The organism is Fredinandcohnia quinoae (genome assembly GCF_022427965.1).
Taxonomy (GTDB): Bacteria; Bacillota; Bacilli; order Bacillales; family Bacillaceae_L; genus Ferdinandcohnia; species Ferdinandcohnia quinoae.
On sequence record NZ_JAKTTI010000029.1, the window covers coordinates 14,731 to 35,345 of the forward strand.

The 20,615-nt window shown below is 36.8% G+C and carries 19 protein-coding genes; 2 read left to right on the plus strand and 17 right to left on the minus strand.

Going from position 1 to position 20,615, the window contains the following annotated elements:
* Nucleotides 1-72 precede the first annotated feature (72 nt).
* The 15 genes from MJG50_RS16175 to MJG50_RS16245 all read right to left on the minus strand — a co-directional run bounded on the left by MJG50_RS16175 (nucleotide 73) and on the right by MJG50_RS16245 (nucleotide 16,233).
* On the minus strand, nucleotides 73-234 hold the full coding sequence (locus MJG50_RS16175) for a hypothetical protein (protein ID WP_240256791.1): 162 nt from the start codon (nucleotides 232-234) through the stop codon (nucleotides 73-75).
* Nucleotides 235-251: 17 nt separating this feature from the next.
* Nucleotides 252-1,499 (minus strand): MFS transporter, encoded by a 1,248-nt coding sequence (locus MJG50_RS16180; protein WP_240256792.1) that lies wholly within the window; start codon nucleotides 1,497-1,499, stop codon nucleotides 252-254.
* Between the two features lie 461 nt (nucleotides 1,500-1,960).
* Entirely contained in the window at nucleotides 1,961-2,485 is a 525-nt protein-coding gene (locus tag MJG50_RS16185; RefSeq protein ID WP_240256793.1) for a DNA-deoxyinosine glycosylase, read from the minus strand.
* Entirely contained in the window at nucleotides 2,478-3,065 is a 588-nt protein-coding gene (locus MJG50_RS16190; RefSeq protein ID WP_240256794.1) for a DJ-1/PfpI family protein, read from the minus strand. The genes MJG50_RS16185 and MJG50_RS16190 overlap by 8 nt, the downstream gene beginning before the upstream one ends.
* Nucleotides 3,066-3,184: 119 nt before the next feature.
* Nucleotides 3,185-4,318: a zinc-dependent alcohol dehydrogenase gene (locus MJG50_RS16195; RefSeq protein WP_240256795.1), complete on the minus strand. Its 1,134-nt coding sequence runs from the start codon at nucleotides 4,316-4,318 to the stop codon at nucleotides 3,185-3,187.
* Nucleotides 4,319-4,886: 568 nt separating this feature from the next.
* On the minus strand, nucleotides 4,887-6,311 hold the full coding sequence (glgA, locus tag MJG50_RS16200; RefSeq protein WP_240256796.1) for a glycogen synthase GlgA: 1,425 nt from the start codon (nucleotides 6,309-6,311) through the stop codon (nucleotides 4,887-4,889).
* 13 nt (nucleotides 6,312-6,324) lie between these two features.
* On the minus strand, nucleotides 6,325-7,431 hold the full coding sequence (gene glgD / locus MJG50_RS16205; RefSeq protein ID WP_240256797.1) for a glucose-1-phosphate adenylyltransferase subunit GlgD: 1,107 nt from the start codon (nucleotides 7,429-7,431) through the stop codon (nucleotides 6,325-6,327).
* 14 nt (nucleotides 7,432-7,445) lie between these two features.
* On the minus strand, nucleotides 7,446-8,621 hold the full coding sequence (locus tag MJG50_RS16210) for a glucose-1-phosphate adenylyltransferase (protein WP_240256798.1): 1,176 nt from the start codon (nucleotides 8,619-8,621) through the stop codon (nucleotides 7,446-7,448).
* 57 nt (nucleotides 8,622-8,678) lie between these two features.
* Entirely contained in the window at nucleotides 8,679-10,601 is a 1,923-nt protein-coding gene (gene glgB, locus MJG50_RS16215; protein ID WP_240256799.1) for a 1,4-alpha-glucan branching protein GlgB, read from the minus strand.
* 325 nt (nucleotides 10,602-10,926) lie between these two features.
* Nucleotides 10,927-11,943 (minus strand): glycoside hydrolase family 15 protein, encoded by a 1,017-nt coding sequence (locus MJG50_RS16220; RefSeq protein WP_240256800.1) that lies wholly within the window; start codon nucleotides 11,941-11,943, stop codon nucleotides 10,927-10,929.
* Nucleotides 11,944-12,335: 392 nt separating this feature from the next.
* Nucleotides 12,336-13,298, minus strand: coding sequence for a glutaminase (locus MJG50_RS16225; RefSeq protein WP_240256801.1), 963 nt, complete (start codon nucleotides 13,296-13,298; stop codon nucleotides 12,336-12,338).
* 115 nt (nucleotides 13,299-13,413) lie between these two features.
* Complete coding sequence (rsiV, locus tag MJG50_RS16230; RefSeq protein WP_240256802.1) at nucleotides 13,414-14,283, minus strand: anti-sigma-V factor RsiV; 870 nt, start codon at nucleotides 14,281-14,283, stop codon at nucleotides 13,414-13,416.
* A complete protein-coding gene (gene sigV, locus MJG50_RS16235; protein WP_240256803.1) occupies nucleotides 14,276-14,779 on the minus strand; it encodes an RNA polymerase sigma factor SigV in 504 nt (167 codons plus the stop codon). Before sigV ends, rsiV begins: the two co-directional genes overlap by 8 nt.
* A 157-nt stretch (nucleotides 14,780-14,936) precedes the next feature.
* Complete coding sequence (locus MJG50_RS16240) at nucleotides 14,937-15,527, minus strand: NADPH-dependent FMN reductase (protein WP_240256804.1); 591 nt, start codon at nucleotides 15,525-15,527, stop codon at nucleotides 14,937-14,939.
* 136 nt (nucleotides 15,528-15,663) lie between these two features.
* On the minus strand, nucleotides 15,664-16,233 hold the full coding sequence (locus tag MJG50_RS16245; RefSeq protein WP_240256805.1) for a putative ABC transporter permease: 570 nt from the start codon (nucleotides 16,231-16,233) through the stop codon (nucleotides 15,664-15,666).
* A 167-nt stretch (nucleotides 16,234-16,400) separates the two neighbouring features.
* Here MJG50_RS16245 and MJG50_RS16250 point away from each other — a divergent pair, with 167 nt between their 5' ends.
* Both MJG50_RS16250 and MJG50_RS16255 read left to right on the plus strand, forming a co-directional pair.
* Nucleotides 16,401-17,189, plus strand: coding sequence for a TrmB family transcriptional regulator (locus tag MJG50_RS16250; protein ID WP_240256806.1), 789 nt, complete (start codon nucleotides 16,401-16,403; stop codon nucleotides 17,187-17,189).
* Between the two features lie 66 nt (nucleotides 17,190-17,255).
* Entirely contained in the window at nucleotides 17,256-18,683 is a 1,428-nt protein-coding gene (locus MJG50_RS16255) for an MFS transporter (RefSeq protein ID WP_240256807.1), read from the plus strand.
* Between the two features lie 146 nt (nucleotides 18,684-18,829).
* On the opposite strand, the gene MJG50_RS16260 is transcribed toward MJG50_RS16255, so the two are convergent.
* Together MJG50_RS16260 and arsC are read right to left on the minus strand one after the other, a co-directional pair.
* Nucleotides 18,830-20,014: a carboxylate--amine ligase gene (locus MJG50_RS16260; RefSeq protein ID WP_240256808.1), complete on the minus strand. Its 1,185-nt coding sequence runs from the start codon at nucleotides 20,012-20,014 to the stop codon at nucleotides 18,830-18,832.
* Between the two features lie 167 nt (nucleotides 20,015-20,181).
* Nucleotides 20,182-20,601, minus strand: a complete 420-nt coding sequence (gene arsC / locus MJG50_RS16265; protein WP_240256809.1) for an arsenate reductase (thioredoxin) — start codon at nucleotides 20,599-20,601, stop codon at nucleotides 20,182-20,184.
* Nucleotides 20,602-20,615: the final 14 nt, after the last annotated feature.

The following is a 20,615-nucleotide window of genomic DNA, read 5'->3' on the forward strand; positions in this document are numbered from 1 at the left end:
CATATCCATGCTTGTAACTCATTCTATTAATTATCATAAAATATGTGGCTGTGATTGATACGCAGCCACTTTTTATTTATCTAGCTTTTCATTTATGCTTTTTAGTAGTTTTATCATTTCGTGGTTAAGTTTTATTTGTTCCTCTGAATTCACCTTTAAGATATTTACCCAATGAAATATTAAAATGAACATGACAAATGATATAAGAGTGAGTAATAATCCCATTATCCCCATTCATACCTCCCAAAATTTTATTTTCCCGCCCCTACAGAAACCTCCGAAAAATACTTCTTTTGCTTCGGTTTAAATACGAGTAAAATAACAACAATCGCAACTAATATACTTAATCCTGATAATGTCACAATTGTATATCTAAGTGGAAGTATATCCCCCATTAAACCAATAAATAAAAGGAAGATGACTGATACCCCGCTTTGTAAAACACCGACAATACTCGTAACCCTTCCCATAATTTCAACTGGAATATTATTTTGATAAAATGTGGTGAATCCTGTATTAGAAAATGCATTAAAAAAGCCTAGAATAATAAATCCAGTTGCAGCCATCACAAAGGAATTTGAAATCGAGTAAATAAAATAACCAACCGCGAGCATAAAAATGCCAATCCCGATTAAATGACGAATCGATAGATAACGAGAAATAAAGACGATAAGTAATGCTCCAGCGGTATAGCCAATCCCAGTAATACTAATTAAAAGACTATACTCAACCTCCGTTAATCCAATAACCTTCTGTGTAAATACAACCTCCTGCGAGTCCATTCCAAGTGTAAAAATACCGAAAATGATGAAACAAGAATAAATCGTAAAGACAAAGATTTCTTTTTTAGCAAATGTGATAACCTCTTTCCAATCAGATAGAAGGCTTTTTAGATGTAATTTTTGATTGGTCTTATTTTGCTTTACGTCTATATTAGGCAAAAAGAAAATAATAATCGCCGATACGACGAACGAAACCGCATTAATGTAAATAGCTGATTCTACACTACCGATCATGAATAATAGTCCCGCAACGGCTGGACCAACAATAAAAGCACCCGATGTTACTAAACTATTAATCGAATTATACGTTTTGCGTTGTTCCTTCGGTACAAGTGCTGTGATATATGTAGTCGAAGTTGGATTAAAGAAGGATTTAGCAATACTGATTATAAAAAGCAAAGCATAAATTGACCAGATGCTGGATAGCAATGGAATAATCGCAACGGCAATTGCACGAATCAAATCAGTGATGATCATTATCTTTCGTTTATTGGCTCGGTCAATTATACTGCCTGACCAAAAATTGATAAGAATTGATGTAATCGGCCCTACAATCCAAAGTCCAGCCACTGCAGCTGCTGACCCAGTCATATTAAGAACAAGAAGATTAATAGCTACAAGATATATGAAATCCCCTAAACCGGATATTCCAATACCTGTAAGGAGAAGTGCAGGAAACCTCCATTTTTGGATAATTTGAGTTAGTTTGCTATTCAATTTGGCACCTCTTAGATAGGATTTATCAAAAATTGTCTATATTACTAGAAATTCTGTAGGTTTAGGTAAACTCCTGCAAGATTTTACTATTATATGTAGTAAATTTTGCGAAGCTTAAGGGAACCGGTGGAAATTTTTTATTAAAATGTGGGTTATAATCCTAGGATTTAACTGGTACATATGGATATGCACGTTCGCGAATGGATTATGTACAATAATTTGGGTATTTGCACGATAAAATTTCGATTTGCACGTTACGTTTTAAGTATGCGCGTTAATTTTGTTATATGCATGATACAACGAGGTTATGCACGATACAGAAGATAAATGCTCGATAAGCTAAACTTATGAACGATACAGCCAAGATTCGCACATTACACGAGATTTATGCTCGTTAGCTAAAAGTGAGTCTGCTAGACCTGGGAACTACCAGATAAGATCACATAACAAACCCACACCTTTTATAAATACTCTTTAATTACCCGCCATTCTTCTATCTTTCCTTCAACCGTCTTATTATATTTCCCGGGGACTGGACTGCTTGATGAAAGCTTTATAATATCAATTCCATCAAATGTATGCCCACCAAAATATTTCTTAAAGGTAGCAAAAGACTTTGTACCATTACAAGCGATTAACTTTATACTCGGATTCGACTTCAATAATTCCGGTATATCATTCGGTTCTTCATTTTTAATATTTGAATCAAGGCTGCCCTTGCGATTGCAGCTATGAATCACATCCCAAAGTGCAATTTTATGTTCTTTCAAAAATGACATTTTCTCTTCATAATTCGTTAGCTCTGCTTGCCCAAAAAGACTATACATTATCTTCCAAAAGTGATTTCGTTTATTTCCATAATACTCGCTAATTCGGAGGGACTCTGCCCCTGGCATTGAACCTAGAATTAAAACCCGTGCGTCTTTTCCAAACACTGCATCAAGACCAACTATTTTTTCCAATTCCTCGGACTGCTCATTACTCATTTGCGATTACCTCTCTTTCCATTAAATAATTTCTGTTCCCCTTGTAAAAGTCCTTCGCATATTCCCGATTCTCAAGAGCATCTAAATGCTCTGCAATTTCTAATGCAAAGTCAACATACGCATGACCTTGTGCAGTAATTATATTGTCCATTTTTACAATTGACTCATACTTGAAATTTGACTCATCAAAGCAACCAAGAAATGTTCGTTGCTCGTGATTTAATGTAACAGTATAATGTGTGTTTAATAAAATACCTGCCTTCGCCAACACAAATGCTCCACTACAGATTGAAGCAACTAATTTTCCATTATCGTGAAATGCCCTTGTAAGTTCAAATAATTCAAGTGAATCTTTAATATGATATAAATCCCCACCTGGAATAATAAGAGCTTCATAATCTTGATAATTAACGTCCTGAAAGGTAAGATGCGGTAAAAATTGCAGCCCAGACTCCCCCGTTATCATTTCATTTGACCCAGCAGCTGTTACTACCTGATGTGTACCTTTAAGCATAGCGGTTGCCACTGTTATCTCAAATTCAGAAAAGGAATTGTATAGTACAAGTAAAACTTTTTTCATATAATTAAACCCCCACAATCATTCTCAATATACTATAATTCTACATTATCAAACACATCCCTCCTTCTTTCTACAATCAAAAGAAGACTAGCTTCTCAACTAGTCTTCATCCATTCATTTCAAGGCTTTAATACAACCTTTATACACCCATCTTCCCGATCATTAAATAATTGATAGGCTTTACTTGCTTCAGCAAGCGGAAGTTTATGTGTGATAATCTCAGTCGGATCAAATTCTCCCTTTACTATCATTTTATATAACTCTGGCATGAAATGAATAACCGGTGCCTGCCCCATTTTCAAGGTGATATTTCTCGCAAAAAAAGCACCTAACGGGAATATATTATAATTTCCGCCATATACGCCTGTAATTTGTACAGTTCCATATTTCTTAACAGCCTTTGTTGATATTTGAATGGGTCCGAGTGTTCCTCCCTGTAGCTTCAACTTCTGTTCGATAAATTCAAGTGGTGACTTTTTTCCATCCATTCCAACACAATCAATGACAACATCCGCACCACCACTTGTAATTTCCTTTAGATACTCACCCATATCGTCATTTTTCGTAAAATCAAACACTTCGACATTATTCATCTTTTTCGCATGATTCATCCGGTATTCCAAATAATCAACTGCAATTACACGCTTGGCACCTTTCATCCAAGCAAATTTTTGTGCCATTAATCCAACTGGACCACAGCCAAGTACTATGACCGTATCTCCATCTTTAACTCCCGCATGTTCAACACTCCAATAAGCGGTCGGAAGAACATCACTCAAAAAAAGCAATGATTCATCATCTAATTCACACGATTCAGGGATAACTAAAGATGTGAAGTCCGCAAAAGGAACACGTAGATATTCAGCCTGTCCTCCTGGATAGTTTCCAAACTTCTCTGAGTAACCAAAGTATCCCCCAGAGTCATAATGAGGATTGGAATTGTCACATTGACTCTCCATTTCATGTTCACAGTAATAGCACTTTCCACATGCAACTGTAAAAGGAATTACGACACGATCCCCTTTTTTCACCTTTGTAACTGCAGTACCAACTTCTTCAACAATTCCCATTGGCTCATGACCAATGATATACCCTTCCGGTAGTGGAAAATTCCCTTTGTATAAATGCAAGTCTGAACCACAAATGGCAGTAGAAGTCACTTTAATGATAATATCATCACTTTTTTCAATTTGTGGATCCCGAACCTCTTTCACTTCTATTTGATTTGGACCCTGATACGTAACTGCTTTCACTCTTTACACTCCATTCCCAATATCGATTCACCTTAAGTTTCTCCAAATTACCCAAGGTTATGAATGGAGCGGTTATCCATAGTGGCCTCTAACACCAAACTTAAGGATTTGTGCGTTATCTGAGAGGAAATTGAACAGTTACGTACCGGATTTATACGTGCGTGCGAATATATGCGCGTTTGCCACAATATTTGCTCGCTCACGAAATTATATGAGCGTTCACCACGATATTTGCGCGTTCACGAAATTATATGCACGGTCTCACGGATATTTGCGCGATCACGAAATTATATGCACGATCGCACGGATATTTGCTCGCCCACAAAATTATATGCGCGTTCACCACAATATTTGCTCGCCCACAAAATTATATGCGCGCTCGCCACCATATTTGCTCGCTCACGAAATTATATGCGCGGTCGCATGAATATTTGCTCGCTCACGAAATTATATGCACGCCCGCCACAATATTTGCTCGCTCGCGCAATTATTTGCGCATTCACGAAATTAAATACGCACCCACCCCAAATATATACTCGTGCACCCCACCTTTTCACCAAACCGTTCTTTACAATAACTCTTCGTACACTTCTTTATAATCCATTGACGATGCTTCCCAGCTGAAATCAAGGGCCATTGCTCTTACCGAAAGCTCTTTCCACTTTTTCGGCTGGAAGCGGTAAAACCATAATGCCCGTTCAATCGTATAGAGCATATCGTGGGCATTATAATTTGTGAAACTAAATCCATTACCATGGTCGTTAAATTCATTATAAGGAACAACGGTATCCTTAAGTCCACCCGTTTCCCTCACCAAGGGCAAGGTTCCATAACGAAACGCAAGTAATTGCCCTATACCACATGGTTCAAACTGGGAAGGCATAAGAAATATATCAGATCCAGCATAAATCTTTCGGGCTAATTCCTCATCAAAGAAAATATTTGCAGATACCTGGTTTGGGTAACTCCCTGCCAGTTCACTTAATGCATCCTCATAGCGATGCTCTCCAGTTCCAAGCACAACCACTTGTACAACTTGCTTCAATATATCTTCAAAGACATGAAGAATTAGGTCAATCCCTTTTTGCTCGACAAGCCTAGACACGATTGAAATGATTGGGACCTTTTCATTTACAGGTAGACCAAGTTGTTCTTGTAAATGCCTTTTGTTCTCCATTTTCCCTTCGTAACTGTTATATTCTCTAAAAATAGCCTTATCTTGGACAGGATTATATGCTTCTTGATCAATTCCATTAACGATACCTTGTAAATCCCTACCACGCTTTCGCAAAAAACCATCGAGATTTTCACCATAGTACGGCATTTGTATTTCTTCAGCATATGTAGGACTAACGGTAGTAAGGTAATCTGCAAAGGCTAGACCCGCTTTCAAATAGCTGATATTCCCATAGAACTCCAAACAATCAATATGGAAATATCGTTCACTTAAATCTAACAGTTCTCCTAAAACAGACCTTGGATAAATCCCCTGATAACGCAAATTATGAATCGTAAAAACGGTTTTGATACCATCAAAAAATGGATGATATTTATAATGAGCTTTCAAAAGAACTGGAATCGGGCCTGTCTGCCAATCATGACAATGAATAATATCAGGTCTCTGCTCCAAATATGGCAATGCTTCAAGTACTGCACGAGAAAAAAAGGCAAACCGTTCACCATCATCATAAAAGCCATAACTTCCGTGCCGTTTGAAATAATATTCATTATCTAAAAAGTAAATTGAAATTCCTTCATGAACCATTTTTTCGATTCCACAATATTGCTGACGCCAGCCAACAGGTACCTCTATGGTTCGAACCAACTCCATTTTCTCTTTATGCTCGGCTTTCAAGTCACCATATTTCGGCAATATCACAGTGACCTTTACTCCACATTTTCGCAGTGCTTTCGGTAATGCGCTGATTACATCTCCTAGTCCACCCGATTTTATAAATGGTGCACATTCTGATGCGGCAAATAAAACATTCATGTTTGTTCCTCCATCACACAACATCTGCCTTTTTCACTACGATCGGGCAAAGATCACCAATCACGACTTGATCTGGGGTGATGCTAACTTGTTTATCGGTAATAACATTTTCGAGGAATGACCCTTCTTCAATCACACTTTTTTGCAAGATGATACTATTTTTTACGACGGCCCCCTTACGAATCTTCACGCCGCGGAAAATAATACTGTTCACGACTGTTCCTTCAATATGGCAGCCATTTGAAACTAATGAATTTTTTACATTCGAAGAAACCCCATATTTCACTGGTGGCTCATGTTTTAATTTTGTATATACATCCCATGAATCATAAAAGAATTCCATAGACAGATCTGGATTGAGAAAATCCATATTGCTTTTATAATAGCTTGAAATCGAATGAATGAACGGCATATACCCTGTAATCTGATAGCCTTTCACATTCAAGTGGTGTAAGTTAGCCTTCACACCATCTTTTATAAAATCATATTCACCGTTTTCACAGCATTTTGTAATAATATCGATTAATAACTCTTTGTTACATACAAATGTCTCCAAGCAAACCAAATCTCCTTGCTTTGGTGTTGTGTATAATTCGATGTTGGTAACATCTCCTATAGCATTCACAGAGCATTGGTGATAAATCGGCTTTTCAACTGGATCACCATCGAAGTATTTATAAAGTACAGTTATATCAGCACCACTTTTCCGATGACCTTGGACGATATCATTAAAATCAATTTTACTTACGTGATGGCCTGGTGAAATAATGACTGTATCTTCTGATGAACGTAGAAAAAATTCGATATGGTCCTGAAATTGTTGGAGATCTCCCTTGATGCTTTCATCCGGATGATTGGGGGGTAATATAAATAAGCCGCCATTTCTCCTATCTAAATCCCATTCCTTTCCTGAACCGAGGTGATCCATAAGCGAACGATATTTTTCTTTCGTAAATACCGCAACTTTCTTAATATCTGCATTAATAAAATTTGACATCGTAAAATCGATGAGTCGATATCTTCCACCAAACGGAACTGCGGAGAGACAACGATGGCAAGTTAATTCCTTCAAATATTGTTTCTCATTCACTAAATTAATCAAACCAATCACATTTTCCAATCTCATTGTCCTCCTTATTTAACCTCTGAAACAGCTAACTCATTCTTTGTAGTCGGTAAAATTGTGGTGGTGTCACCTATTAAGGTAATCTCTGAAGCTGGTGAAGGCTTTCCAATAACCGCACCATCTTCAATACAAATATCACTTGCGATAATCGCATTATTAATCGTTACATGTTTGCCGATTTTAACATTCGGCATAATGACTGAGTTTGTTATTGTTGAATGCTCTCCAATACACACACTGAATGACAATACTGAATGATGTACTGTTCCATATACATGACAACCTTCATTAATGAGAGATTGAGATACTTTTGCATCTTTTGAAATAAATTGTGGTGGATGATTGGGATTGCCTGCATAGAACGGCCAATGCGGATCATGCAAATCAAATCCTGGCATATCATCTAATAAATCCATATGAGCTTCCCATAAACTTTTAACTGTGCCGACATCCTTCCAATAACCATTAAAACGATAAGCGTATAAATTTTTGCCATCTGCTAGAATGTTTGGAATGACATCCTTTCCAAAGTCCTTCGTTGAAAATGCATTGTTCTCATCCTCTATCAAATACTTCCTCAACAATTTCCAATTGAACAAATAAACACCCATTGATGCCAAATTACTTCTTGGATTGACCGGTTTTTCATCAAATTCTAAAATCCTTCCGGTGTTATCAGTGTTCATTAAACCAAATCGACTTGCTTCCGACCACGGCACCTCAATGACAGCAATTGTTGCATCTGCCCCTTTTTCATGATGGTAGTTAAGCATTTTCCGATAATCCATTTTATAAATATGATCACCCGATAAAATAAGGACAGTTTCCGGATTGTAGTGATCGATATATTGGATGTTTTGGTAAACCGCGTTTGCTGTCCCCTTGTACCACTCGCCCCCATCTTTGTTTTGATAAGGCGGTAGCACGGATACGCCACCACCATTACGGTCCAAATCCCAAGGTCGACCATTACCGACATAATTATTAAGAACATGTGGTTGATACTGGGTTAGCACCCCAACTGTATCAATACCAGAGTGAGAGCAATTACTTAACGGGAAATCGATAATGCGGTATTTACCACCGTATGGAACAGCTGGCTTTGCAAGTCCTGTCGTTAAGTCTCCAAGTCTTGAACCTTGACCACCAGCTAAAATAATCGCAAGCCATTTTTTAAATTTCATTGTTAAAAACTCTCCTCTGACGTTTTTTTATTTTTGTATTTGTTACAAATAACGTAGTTAATCCACATGCTTAAGGCGATTAAAAATAACAAATCCAAGTGGTGGTACGGTAATATCTATACTGAAAAGTTGATTATGATAATGCCCTTTTTCCGCACTAAGTGGTGTTTGATTAAGCTGCCCGGAGCCACCATACTTTGGTTCATCACTATTAAATACCTCTATATAATTTCCTGCTGAAGGAACGCCAATTTTATAATCGCTGTATACATCAGTAGAGAAGTTGCACACAACAATACATGTATCACTATTTCGCTTTCCATGTCTCATGAACGTAATAACGGATTGTTCATGGTTATTAGGATCAATCCATTCAAAGCCAGCTTGTTCATGGTCAAGTTGCCATAAACTTGTAGTATTGTTGTAAAATTGCTGAATCGCTTTAATATAGGCTTGAAGCTTCGAATGTGAATCGTAATCAAGTAGCAGCCAATCCAATTGTTCAAGCTCCTTCCATTCAGCAAATTGACCAAATTCTGCACCCATGAATACGAGCTTTTTCCCTGGATGTGTTATTAAATATCCATAAAGCAAGCGATAATTAGCAAATTTCTGCCAATAGTCACCAGGCATTTTATCCAAAAGTGACTTTTTCCCGTGTACTACATCATCATGCGAAAATGGCAAAATAAAATTTTCCGAAAATGCATAGAAGAACGAAAACGTCAAAAGATTATGGTGATATCGCCTTTCAGATGGTGGTAGTTTCATATATTTAAGCAGATCATTAGCCCAGCCCATATTCCATTTATAGTTAAACCCTAATCCACCAATTGAAGTTGGTGAACATACGAGTGGATAGTCTGTTGCTTCCTCCGCTATCATCAGGACACCTGGATATTTCTTGAACACTACTTCATTTAACTTTTTGATGAAGGAAATTGCCTCTATGTTCTCTTCACCACCAAACTGGTTATATAACCTCTCATACTGTGGATTGTCATGATTTAAGTAAATCATCGAAGACACTGCATCCACACGAAAGCCATCTATATGATAAACATCCATCCAAAACATCACATTGGAGATTAGAAAACTATGAATTTCAGGCTTTGAAAAATCAAAATTATACGTCCCCCAAAGTGGTCGATCTGCCTTCTTCGAATCATGAGGTTCATAGAGAGGTGTACCGTCAAATCTCCCTAATCCATGGGCATCTCTGCAAAAATGTACTGGCACCCAATCAAGGATGACTCCGATTCCCCTTTGATGGCATTGATCAATGAAATACATGAAATCTTCAGGTGTCCCTTGCTTGCTAGAAATCGAGTAAAATCCTGTCAGTTGGTAGCCCCACGACTTATCAAGCGGATGCTCCATAACTGGCATTAACTCGATATGTGTGAATCCATGATCAATGACATAATCAATTAATTCCTCTGCCAACTCCCGGTATGTATAAAGTGTGTCATCTGCTTTTTTCCTCCAGGATGCTGGATGACATTCATAGATAAGCATTTGAGTATAATAGGACGTTGCTTTTTCCCTTCGAACAAGCCACTCATTATCATTCCATTCGTATTGATCGAGCCTTTTAACAACTGAAGCTGTATTTGGCCGAACTTCTGAATAAAAAGCATATGGATCTGCTTTAAGTTTTTTCTCACCATTAGCAGTTGTAATTTCATACTTGTATATTTCACCCTGCTCCATTTCTGGAATGAACACGACCCAAACTCCGGAATGAATGATTCGTTCCATAATGTGTTGACTACCATTCCAGTTATTAAAATTACCCACTACCGCAACTTGTTTTGCATGTGGAGCCCATACTGAAAATCGAACACCCTTTGTACCTTTGTATGTAATCAAATGGGCCCCAAGCATTTTGTAACTCTCAAACAATGTTCCCTCATGAAATAAATACAATTCAAAATCACTAGGGAACAGATTGCTATTCTCACTAACTACAACATTCACAATGACACCTCATTTTTAAAAAACATCTGTTAATAATCTATTATTCAAGTTTCATAATTTAATGACATTTATTCATTGATAAATAATATTTCTTAATTTCTGATTAATAAAAATTATTAAAAAGTATTATTTATAATTATGTATTTTTCAACGTTATATTTGAAATCGCTTACAAAATAATATATAAATACCGAGTGGTATCTAATTTAGATTTTATGTTGTCATTATTTTAAAATAATTTCCTGAGACTTAAGGTTGAAAGAACATTATTATTGCAGAAAACTTCCTTCGCATAAAAAAAGAGGCTAAAAGAATTAGCCTCATTTTATGTTATTGCTTTTTTAGTATTTACTTTTCCCATCCGCTCCATAAATATATAGGCCAGAGAGACAGACCAAGCAAGTGGCGTATTGCCATTTGGGACATTTGCTCCACCAATATATAATTCTGGAACCTCCCAATTCTCTGGAATAATATTTGCTGTTTTTTCTATATAATGGATTGCTTGATTAACTTGCCCTACTTCTAAATAGCAAAGACCTAGCCATGGTAATCCGAAGCACCATTCCGCTTCACTTCCTTGATTATAATATTGATCATGTTCATAGCGAATAACCCCATGCTTACGTTCTAACTTATTCGATACATTTCCGATAATTTTTAATGCCGTTTTCCGATCTACAACTCGATAAGGATAAATGAGGGAAAGCAGAGCCAAATCAGTATCCTTTGTTTCACTTTCTCTTGGGAGCAGGAATCTTAACGTTTCCTCTCCCTTTCGAATTAGTTCTTCTTTTACATTCACAAGGATTTTCACTGCATGCAATCCTGCAACACATGCACCAATACTCGATGCGTGAAGCTCCATATTTTCCTCCCACATGCCATTATCTTTTGCCTGCCAATATTGCAGACATTCGAGATAGTCTACTAACTTTTGGACAATTTCCAAGTCTTTTTCATCACGAATGACCCTTTGACCTGAACGATATCCCTCACCAACACCCCATAAAAACGCTCCAATCGCATCGTTTTGAGCATGGCCCCACTCTACATGCATTTCTTTTAAATCGGTTGAATAACGAGAATGAATATACTCAAATAAGTATATTGGTGGCTGAAACCGATGAATATCTATTTTCCATTCATATGCTTTAAATAAGTCAAACAAGGCATGATATGCCTTTTCATAGTGTTCCGATGGACTTTGGATAAATGGAAGCACTGTATATACAATATCCCGAATCCATACAAAGCGATAATCCTCGGAGAGACTTGCAGTATAAGCACCGTTAGGCAACCGCATACGGTCAAGAACTTCAAGAGCTTTTTCTGTTTTCATAGTTAAACACCCCTATAGCATTTTTTTCATTCCATTATTGACAGTGTCATCTTTGATATTGCTAGGCTAGGGTTTAATGGGAGATAGCGCTTACTTTACCTTTATAGTATGTTTGTTTGATAGAATGTGACAATCCTGAGCAACTGAGAGCTAACCATAAAAAAAAGCAAAAGACAGATAGTAATGTCTTTTGCTGAATGAAGATCAAATGCGCCTTGGCGTATTTGCGCCCAGATTTTTTCGAGCTTGCTCGAAAAGCTTCCTTTAAAAATCTGAGGCATCCACCGGAGGCTTTAACTTTATTCAGTCAGGGTTTGAACCCCCACTGAATTGGATACTGATTTGCATTCATCCCACCACTTATAGAAGTGGGAGACTTCTGCTGAATAAAGTTAAAATATACTCAAGTCCCATTCCCTTGATAATTGCTTTAAAAGCATGGTGCCTGCAGTGCTGTTGCCATTTGAGTCGATTGCTGGAGAAAACACAGCAATTCCACATCCTTTACGAAAAGCTTGTTCATCGGAATGCCATTTTGGAGGTACGGCTGCTAAGATTCCACCAGACACACCACTTTTTGCTGGGATCCCGACATGTGCTGCGAAATCACCAGATGAGTTATACATTCCACAGGTTACCATTAATACTTTCGCAACCCTGGCAATTTCCTTTGAAAAAATTTGTTTTTTGGAAATTGGATCGAAGCCATCATACGCAATGACTAAACCTATTTTTGCAAGGTCTTGAAGGGAAATTGATATCGAGCATTGGCGAATATAAATCTCTAAAGCCTCTTCGACCTCCAGTTCCAATTGGTTCGATTCAGCAAGATAATAGGCAAGAGCCCGATTACGGTGAGCAGTTTTCCACTCAGACTCGTAAACCTCCACATCCATATATAGCCGTTTCCCAATGAACTTTTCCAAAAAGGCAAGTAAGTTATCATATTTTGCTGGGATATTCTCACCAGGTAAAATTGCAGAAACTGTAATAGCTCCTGCATTAATTAACGGATTAAAAGGCTTATTAGGACGATGAATCTCAAAGGGAATTATTGAATTAAATGCTTCGCCAGTCGGCTCAACATTCACTTTATCCAATACATAATCCAACCCATGATGATCACAAGCTGCGATAAAACTTAAGATTTTCGAAACACTTTGCAATGTAAATTCTACATTTACATCACCAACCTCATACAATTCTCCTTCATGATCCATAATGCATATTCCTAATTGATTAGGGTCTTGATTCGCTAGTGCTGGTATGTATTTAGCTGTTGCACCTAGGATTGTATGAGAGCGATTATCTTCAATCCAGGACTCAAGCTGCTCTAAAATTTTCGGATTCTTCATAACTGCTACCCCTTCACATTGTTATTCCGTTCTATCATGGAAGAACGAATTGAAAATGTCAATGTGGAAGAAAAAAACGGGGAATCTACTAATAGATCACCCCATTTTCAGAATGTTACTTTATATACTCATGACTCACTAATTGAGCATTGATCACTTCTGTTGGAATTTCGAATGAAACAGCCCCCATATATCCTGGTGCTACTTCATATTCATCAAATGAAATCATCAGTTTGCCATTATTATTGATATAGAAACTTTGATCCTTTGCGATGGATTTAAAATCTTCATCATCCATCATTTCAAGTCCGGCCCCTTTGACCCAATAAATCTTATTTGGATCTGCCTTCATTTGTGCAAGCATTTGTTCTTTAATATTTTCACTAATCACATTCACATATTGGTCATCCTTGAACAAGCTTGGTAATGTGAGCAATACTTGATTTTTCTTATCAATCGTATCAAATTGAACGACTTCGTTGGCAGTTGCAGCCGTATGGACAACTGTCCTTTTAATTGTAAGCAATTTATCATTATCGACTAATACCTGATAGTCACTATCGATACCAATATTTCCTCCATCTTTCGCTTTTAATTCTTCCATGTCCTTCATAAATTGGTCATAGAGCTGTTGATTTTCTTTCAAATATTTTTCATTAAGTGTTGCTTGAAGCTCTTCATTTTCCAAATTTGTAATCTCTGGTACCTTCACATCTGCATGGAAGCGTTCTTCATCAATTGTAAAATTCACTAAGTTTACAATTTTCACCATACCTGGAACATTTGCCATCGCATTCGCAAATGATGGACTTACATTAACTGCTGAAATAAATATAATAGCTGCAGCAGCAATTCCTGAAACCCATTTCAATCCCGGACCTTTTTTTCGCAACTTTTGGGATAATGCCTTATTAACTACCTGATCTAGTTCTTTAGGAATCGGAATTTGCTTGTACTCATTTTTCAACTTTTCCATATCATTCATGTTCTATTTCTCCTTCTTCCAAATTAATCCGAAGCATTTCCAAAGCCCGATAAAGCCGCGTTTTAATCGTGTTCACTGATAGATCTAACACAGCTGCAATTTCCTCTAGCTTCAAATCATCAAAAAATCGAAAACCAACTACCTCTCGATACTTTATGGGCAAATGCTCATATGCTTGTTCTAAATCAAGATTATGAATATCCATGTCAACAACAGATGCATGAATCTCTAACCATTCATCCCCAACCAACTGAATTCGCTTATTCTTTCTTAAAAAATCCAATGAAGTGTTAACGACAATTCGATAAAACCAACTTTTCATAGAAGGTTGTTTTTGAATTGATTTCAGTGATTTTAAACCCTTGTAAATTGAGTCCTGGACTATATCTAACGCATCTTGTTCATTCTTAACGTAGCTATATGCTAGTCGATAGACACTTTCTTTATGTTCCAACACAAATTGTGTAAATAATTCACGTGATTCTTTTTGAGACATTTCATGTTAACTCCAATCTGGTACGCGTAACCAAATAATCTTACAGTAATAAGACGGATGAGTGTGGGAAAAAGTTTGTGAGGGTTATGTTTATTTTTTGAGGTAAGTAAAAAAGCCTATCTGAACCAAGTCCAGTAGGCTTTCCTATAAGTATAAATTATCGAATTGTTTTTAATGCAGTACTCCAAGAAATAACTTGGTCAAGCATTAAATTCATATTATCAAGGTGTAAATCTTGAGGTTTGAATGTAGCACCATTTTCAAAATCAGTGAATAATGACAATGTAGGATGTGTGCGAACATCAGCAATCATCAATTCTCCCAGGATTCCACGTAAATGCTCAGCAGCACGTGCGCCACCTGTTGATCCGTAACTTACAATCCCTGCAGCTTTGTTATTCCAAGCCTCACGAGCTAAGTCTAATGCATTTTTTAAAGCACCTGTAATACTATGATTATATTCTTGAACGATGAATACAAATCCATCTAAGCTAGCAAGCTTTTCATTCCATGTAGCAATTCCTGGTGCATCTGCTTCACCTAGGAATGGTAATTTGAAATCAGCAATATCAACGATTTCATAATTAGCATCTCCACGTTTATCAGCAATGCTCTTTACCCATTCTCCAACTTGTGGGCTTAGGCGTCCTTGACGTGTGCTCCCTAAAATAATACCAATATTTAACTTTTCTGTCATGATCTGTTCCTCCTTGGTTGTTTTACCAAATAATTTATCTAAAAAACCCATTACTTCTCCACCTTACCTTGCTGGTGTAAATTTTCTTACTATACCTTCAAATTAATTATCTCGTTAATAATTATCTTAAAGACAAGATAATAATATAACAAAGAATTTATATTGTCAACATACGTGGCTATAAACTTCATTTATTAATTTGATTTGTTTGTTTGACATCACTCAATTCTTTTGTGGAGTGTCTTCGAATCGCCAAAATCATCTCCGCAAGAAAATACAATGCTACCGTCGGCCAAACTAATAACCAATACTGATCAATCCTTTCATACATAGAGATCATTCCAGGATGTACGATTTTTACACATAAAAGGGACAGAAATATCCAACATATCGAGAAAGGCAAACAAATATGACCATGTAACTGCAAAGGAAGATTTGAGTAATCCCACCACTTTCGTTGGAAAAACTTTAGCAGTAAGAGGCCACTTACATACTCCACCAAGGTTGGTATGAAAAAACATAAAAAAATAACTGTAGTTAAGTGCATATTTTGGTTGATTAAATATACTAAGATAACAGGAGCAAATCCATACATTGGTTTAAATGGACCTAGAAAGAAATTAGGTTTGAAAAATTTTTTAGTTGTTGCAAAGCTATATATATTTTCAAGCAGCCATCCTATAAAGGAGTAGATTATAAAATAAAAAATGACTTCCCTAAATGTTTCAACACTTACTAGCACAAAACTTGTATGCATGCTACCCATCCTTTATTGCTATGCTAGGAATTGATTTCCATTTTAGAATTGACAAAGTTACATACAAATATACTTATATCCTAATTCTTGTTAATGTATGAAAATAAAATTTGCTATATTTTTAGTAGTATTTTATAATACCATTATTAAGAAGGGGGTTGAGTGAAATGATAGCTGAGCTTAGGAAAATAGGGATGTCTGACCTTGAAGCAAGATGCTACCTAACATTACATGAGGAAACTAACTTATCGGGATATGAGGTCGCAAAAAGGGTTTCCGTATCTAGAACGAATGTATATGCAGCTCTAAGATCATTAACAGATAAGGGAATTTGTAGGGTCATCGAAACAGAGCCTATTCTATATGATGCTGTTCCAATTGACCAATTGATTAAGCTTATGAAAAGTGATTTTGAGCAAACATCAAAAAATCTTCTAGAACAATTAAAACCCACCCCACAAATTAGCAATTCCTTTTATAGCTGGCGTGGAACCGAAGAAATACAACTTGCGATCCGTCGGCTTATTGCAAATGCAAAAAAGACAATTGTAGTAGATATATGGTCTGAGGATTTGCATTGGGTCGAGGGTTCACTCTTAGAAGCTGAAAAGCTTGGAGTATCAATTACAGTTGTATCGATTGGTGAAGCTTATACAACATTGAAAAATGTAATAAGTCATCATCGAAGTGAATATTGGAATGAGTTTAAATCACGTAAATTCTCGATTTTATGTGATTTCGAATCAGCATTATTGGGTAGCTTCGGAGAGTCTTACAAACTTACTGCTATTGAAACAAATCACCCATCACTAATAGAGCTACTTCAAAATGGATTTTACCATGATCTAGTGATGGAAACGATAGTACATGATTTTAAAGATGAAATCGTCAAAAAGTATGGGGAGAATTATGAGACGATCCTTCTTCCTTTCAAAGAATACTTTAATGAAAATTAAAGTATTTTTTTCGAAAAACATTGTAGTGGTATTTATAAATACAACTTATATAAAGAGGAGATATTAATGAAAAATCCAGACTTTGTATTTGATCAACAATGGAATCCTAATCGCTGGTGGGCTCTTGTTATTCTTTTATTAGGAAATTTCATGGTAATCCTAGATACATTCATCGTAAATGTTGCTCTCCCTACTATTCAGGGGCAATTACACGCAAATGAATCCCAAATACAATTGGTTGTAGCCGTATACGTTCTTGCTTATGCGGTGCTATTGATTATTGGTGCACGACTTGGGGATTGGCTCGGAAGAAAGCAAATGTTCATTTCTGGAATGGTTATTTTTACATTCGCTTCCGCCTTATGTGGGATAGCTATTGAGACAAATTTTCTGATTGTTGCCCGAGTTATCCAAGGAATGGGTGCAGCTATCTTGATTCCACAAGTATTATCCATCATTCAAGTTATTTTTCCACCTGATGAACGAGGAAGAGCGATTGGGCTTTATGGTGCGATAAGCGGGCTAGCTCTAATCGCAGGGCAAATATTCGGAGGGTTGTTGATTCATTTTAATATTTTTGGACTTGGCTGGCGCTCTGTTTTTCTGATCAATGTTCCTGTTGGGATCATCTCGATTATTTGTATCCTCCCATTAATTAAAGACATTCGAACTAGAGATAACGCTGCGATTGATAGCGTGGGGAGTATTATGCTAACAAGTAGCCTGATTCTCCTAGTCTACCCATTAATCATTGGACGAGAAGTAGGCTGGCCAATCTGGATTTTCTGTATGCTTGTCGGTTCAGCTGCTATCTTTGGTACTTTTATATATCATCAGAAAAAGATAATAAAAGCTAATCGCACTCCGTTAATCCCATTATCTATTTTTCGGCAATCTATTTTTACTATTGGTGTACTTACCATTTTCATGTTTCAAATTGCTAATAGCGGCTTCTTTTTAGTGACATCATTATTTTTACAAAATGGTTTATCCATTTCCGCAATGCAGTCTGCACTCGCTTTCGCTCCGATTGGAGTAGGCTTCTTCCTCGGTTCCTTGTATGGTCCAAAATGGGCTAAGCAGAATGCACATGTGTTGAAAATAGGAGCTTGGGGGCTGGTTTTGGGTTTCTCTATTGTAACTATAGTATTGATGACAGTTGACGCGTTACAGTGGCAAACGTTTGTTATTCCTTTTTTTGTTATCGGTTTGGGACAGGGATTAATAGGTGCACCTTTGATGGGGGTCATTATGTCTGGTGTTGGCAAGGAATATGCAGGTTCAGCATCCGGGGTTATAAGTACATTCATGCAAATTGCAAATACTCTTGGGGTCGCGATTATTGGAACGATTTTCTTTTCAATCCTACAAACAACATCCTATAATTATGCTTTTGTAATATCGATCACTATTAGCATCGGGTTTGGGGTTGTAATCTTAACCTTGCTTCATCGTTTACAAGGCAAGAGGATTTATGCGATTCAAAAGATATGAATAATGTAAAGTGCTGGTGAGTATCGAAAAAGCAGGTCAGCGAATCCTAGGTTTTTACATTCGGTGAGGCGATTCAGCACTTTGCACACCGCCTCCCAACTTTTTACCTCCAGAGTGATGATTATAAAATTTATGCATCATCTGTATCAGTTTCTAAATAACTTCCTCTTCACCTTTTTCATCAATAAATACATAAAATTAAGCGCCGGAGCAGGGTCATCAAAACTCCAAATTGCCGGGGCTTTTTTAGCAAAATAAGACGTGAAAATTTGCGTTGCACTTAACTGCTTAGTCTTAACATATTCCCGAGCTGAAAGCATGTCCTCAAATAAATAGATAAATACTCTTCCAATGTCATGCTTAATTGATTTACTACCTATATCCTTGCCCGTTAACTCGTTATACGCAAGGAGAGGAAAGTTCATCCCGCATTTTTCAAGCAATGTGTTCAACGTTGTTGTTCTAGCGTTCACTTCGATCAAGTAAAATTTGCCCGTCTTTTCATCCTTCTTAAATTCTATTTCTGCAAAACCTTTATAACCAATTGATTCTAAAAAAGGCGCTCCAATATCATAGAGTTCCTGTACATATTTCTGCTTTGTATATGTGGAAGCACCGAAATTAATCGGATATTGTCTTAGCTTTTGACATGTTAACCAATGGGTAACCTTGGAATTTTGATCTAGATAAGCATCAAACGTATATACATGATCATCAAATCCTGGGATTATCCTTTGTACGATAACCTCAAGATTTTCATTATTTGCTTTACTAATAGCTTGTTTTAGTTCATATTCGTTATAGCATTTAAACATCTTGACCCTGAATTTTGATACAAATGAAGGTGAATCTGTCGGCTTAACTATACACGGAAAACCTATTTCATGTATTGCTTGGTCTTCAAAATTTGGATCAGACGAACTTAGGGTTTCTGGTACTAATACGCCGTGTTTGACAGCCAAGCTATGAAGAAATTCCTTATCCATAATCTTGCTCCAAAATCCTTGGTTCGTCATATTAATCAAGTAGTATTTTTTCAGTTCGTCTAGGTGATTATCGATGAATTCTACATAAGGGTCTGCACATGGGAACAATACTGGTTTATCAACCTGTTTTTTCGCATATTCAATTAAAAATGTTAATAGTTCGGCTTCTCTCTTTTTATAATGTGGAACGATTACCTGTTCCTTTAAATATTTTGATTTAGACGCATATGTATTTTCTGTAGAATAATCCATTGCAACTGTATGTACATTGTTAGCACCAAGACATCTAATGACACTTAGACCAATATAATAATTCGAACCAAGGATTACGGCTTTACTGTTCATATGGTAACTCCTAAAATTTAATTTTTGGATCTGTATACAATGAAAATACCACATCTAAATTGACTGTGGTAGAAAAAATTAACAAAAGGGCATGTACACACCCTTTTGTACATGCCTTCATAATTAAGTCTGAAATTACTCTGTTTTGAGTTACCCAATCGGATATGTTAATCCCCAGTCACTGCAAAAAGCTTGATTCTGTCTCCAATTTCATCACGAACCCTTTGGAAAACTGCCCACTTTTCTACTTCGCTCCCTTGTGCTTTCGCAGGGTCATCAAAGCCCCAATGATCACGTTTCACATGTGGTGGTGTTATCGGACATTTGTCTGCAGCGTCACCACAAAGAGTCACCACGAAATCTGCATTGTTAAGGATATCAGGGTCAATAATATCTGAAGTTTGATTCGAAATATCAATACCCACTTCATTCATTGCTCTCACTGCATTTGGATTTAACCCATGAGCTTCAATTCCTGCACTCCGAACTTCCCACGCATCACCCAAATAATACTTCGCCCACCCTTCAGCCATTTGGCTTCTACATGAGTTCCCTGTACATAAAAAGTAGATTGTTTTTTTAGACATAAACATTCACCTCA

Coding starts and splice junctions, on each gene's coding strand:
- sigV (WP_240256803.1), bottom strand. CDS start 14,779: ATGTCTCAAAAAGAATCACGTGAATTATTTACACAATTTGTGTTGGAA.
- MJG50_RS16255 (WP_240256807.1), top strand. CDS start 17,256: ATGAAAAATCCAGACTTTGTATTTGATCAACAATGGAATCCTAATCGC.
- MJG50_RS16185 (WP_240256793.1), bottom strand. CDS start 2,485: ATGAGTAATGAGCAGTCCGAGGAATTGGAAAAAATAGTTGGTCTTGAT.
- glgA (WP_240256796.1), bottom strand. CDS start 6,311: ATGAATGTTTTATTTGCCGCATCAGAATGTGCACCATTTATAAAATCG.
- MJG50_RS16245 (WP_240256805.1), bottom strand. CDS start 16,233: ATGCATACAAGTTTTGTGCTAGTAAGTGTTGAAACATTTAGGGAAGTC.
- MJG50_RS16220 (WP_240256800.1), bottom strand. CDS start 11,943: ATGAAAACAGAAAAAGCTCTTGAAGTTCTTGACCGTATGCGGTTGCCT.
- MJG50_RS16250 (WP_240256806.1), top strand. CDS start 16,401: ATGATAGCTGAGCTTAGGAAAATAGGGATGTCTGACCTTGAAGCAAGA.
- MJG50_RS16260 (WP_240256808.1), bottom strand. CDS start 20,014: ATGAACAGTAAAGCCGTAATCCTTGGTTCGAATTATTATATTGGTCTA.
- MJG50_RS16210 (WP_240256798.1), bottom strand. CDS start 8,621: ATGAAATTTAAAAAATGGCTTGCGATTATTTTAGCTGGTGGTCAAGGT.
- MJG50_RS16190 (WP_240256794.1), bottom strand. CDS start 3,065: ATGAAAAAAGTTTTACTTGTACTATACAATTCCTTTTCTGAATTTGAG.
- MJG50_RS16175 (WP_240256791.1), bottom strand. CDS start 234: ATGGGGATAATGGGATTATTACTCACTCTTATATCATTTGTCATGTTC.
- arsC (WP_240256809.1), bottom strand. CDS start 20,601: ATGTCTAAAAAAACAATCTACTTTTTATGTACAGGGAACTCATGTAGA.
- MJG50_RS16240 (WP_240256804.1), bottom strand. CDS start 15,527: ATGGGTTTTTTAGATAAATTATTTGGTAAAACAACCAAGGAGGAACAG.
- MJG50_RS16225 (WP_240256801.1), bottom strand. CDS start 13,298: ATGAAGAATCCGAAAATTTTAGAGCAGCTTGAGTCCTGGATTGAAGAT.
- rsiV (WP_240256802.1), bottom strand. CDS start 14,283: ATGAATGATATGGAAAAGTTGAAAAATGAGTACAAGCAAATTCCGATT.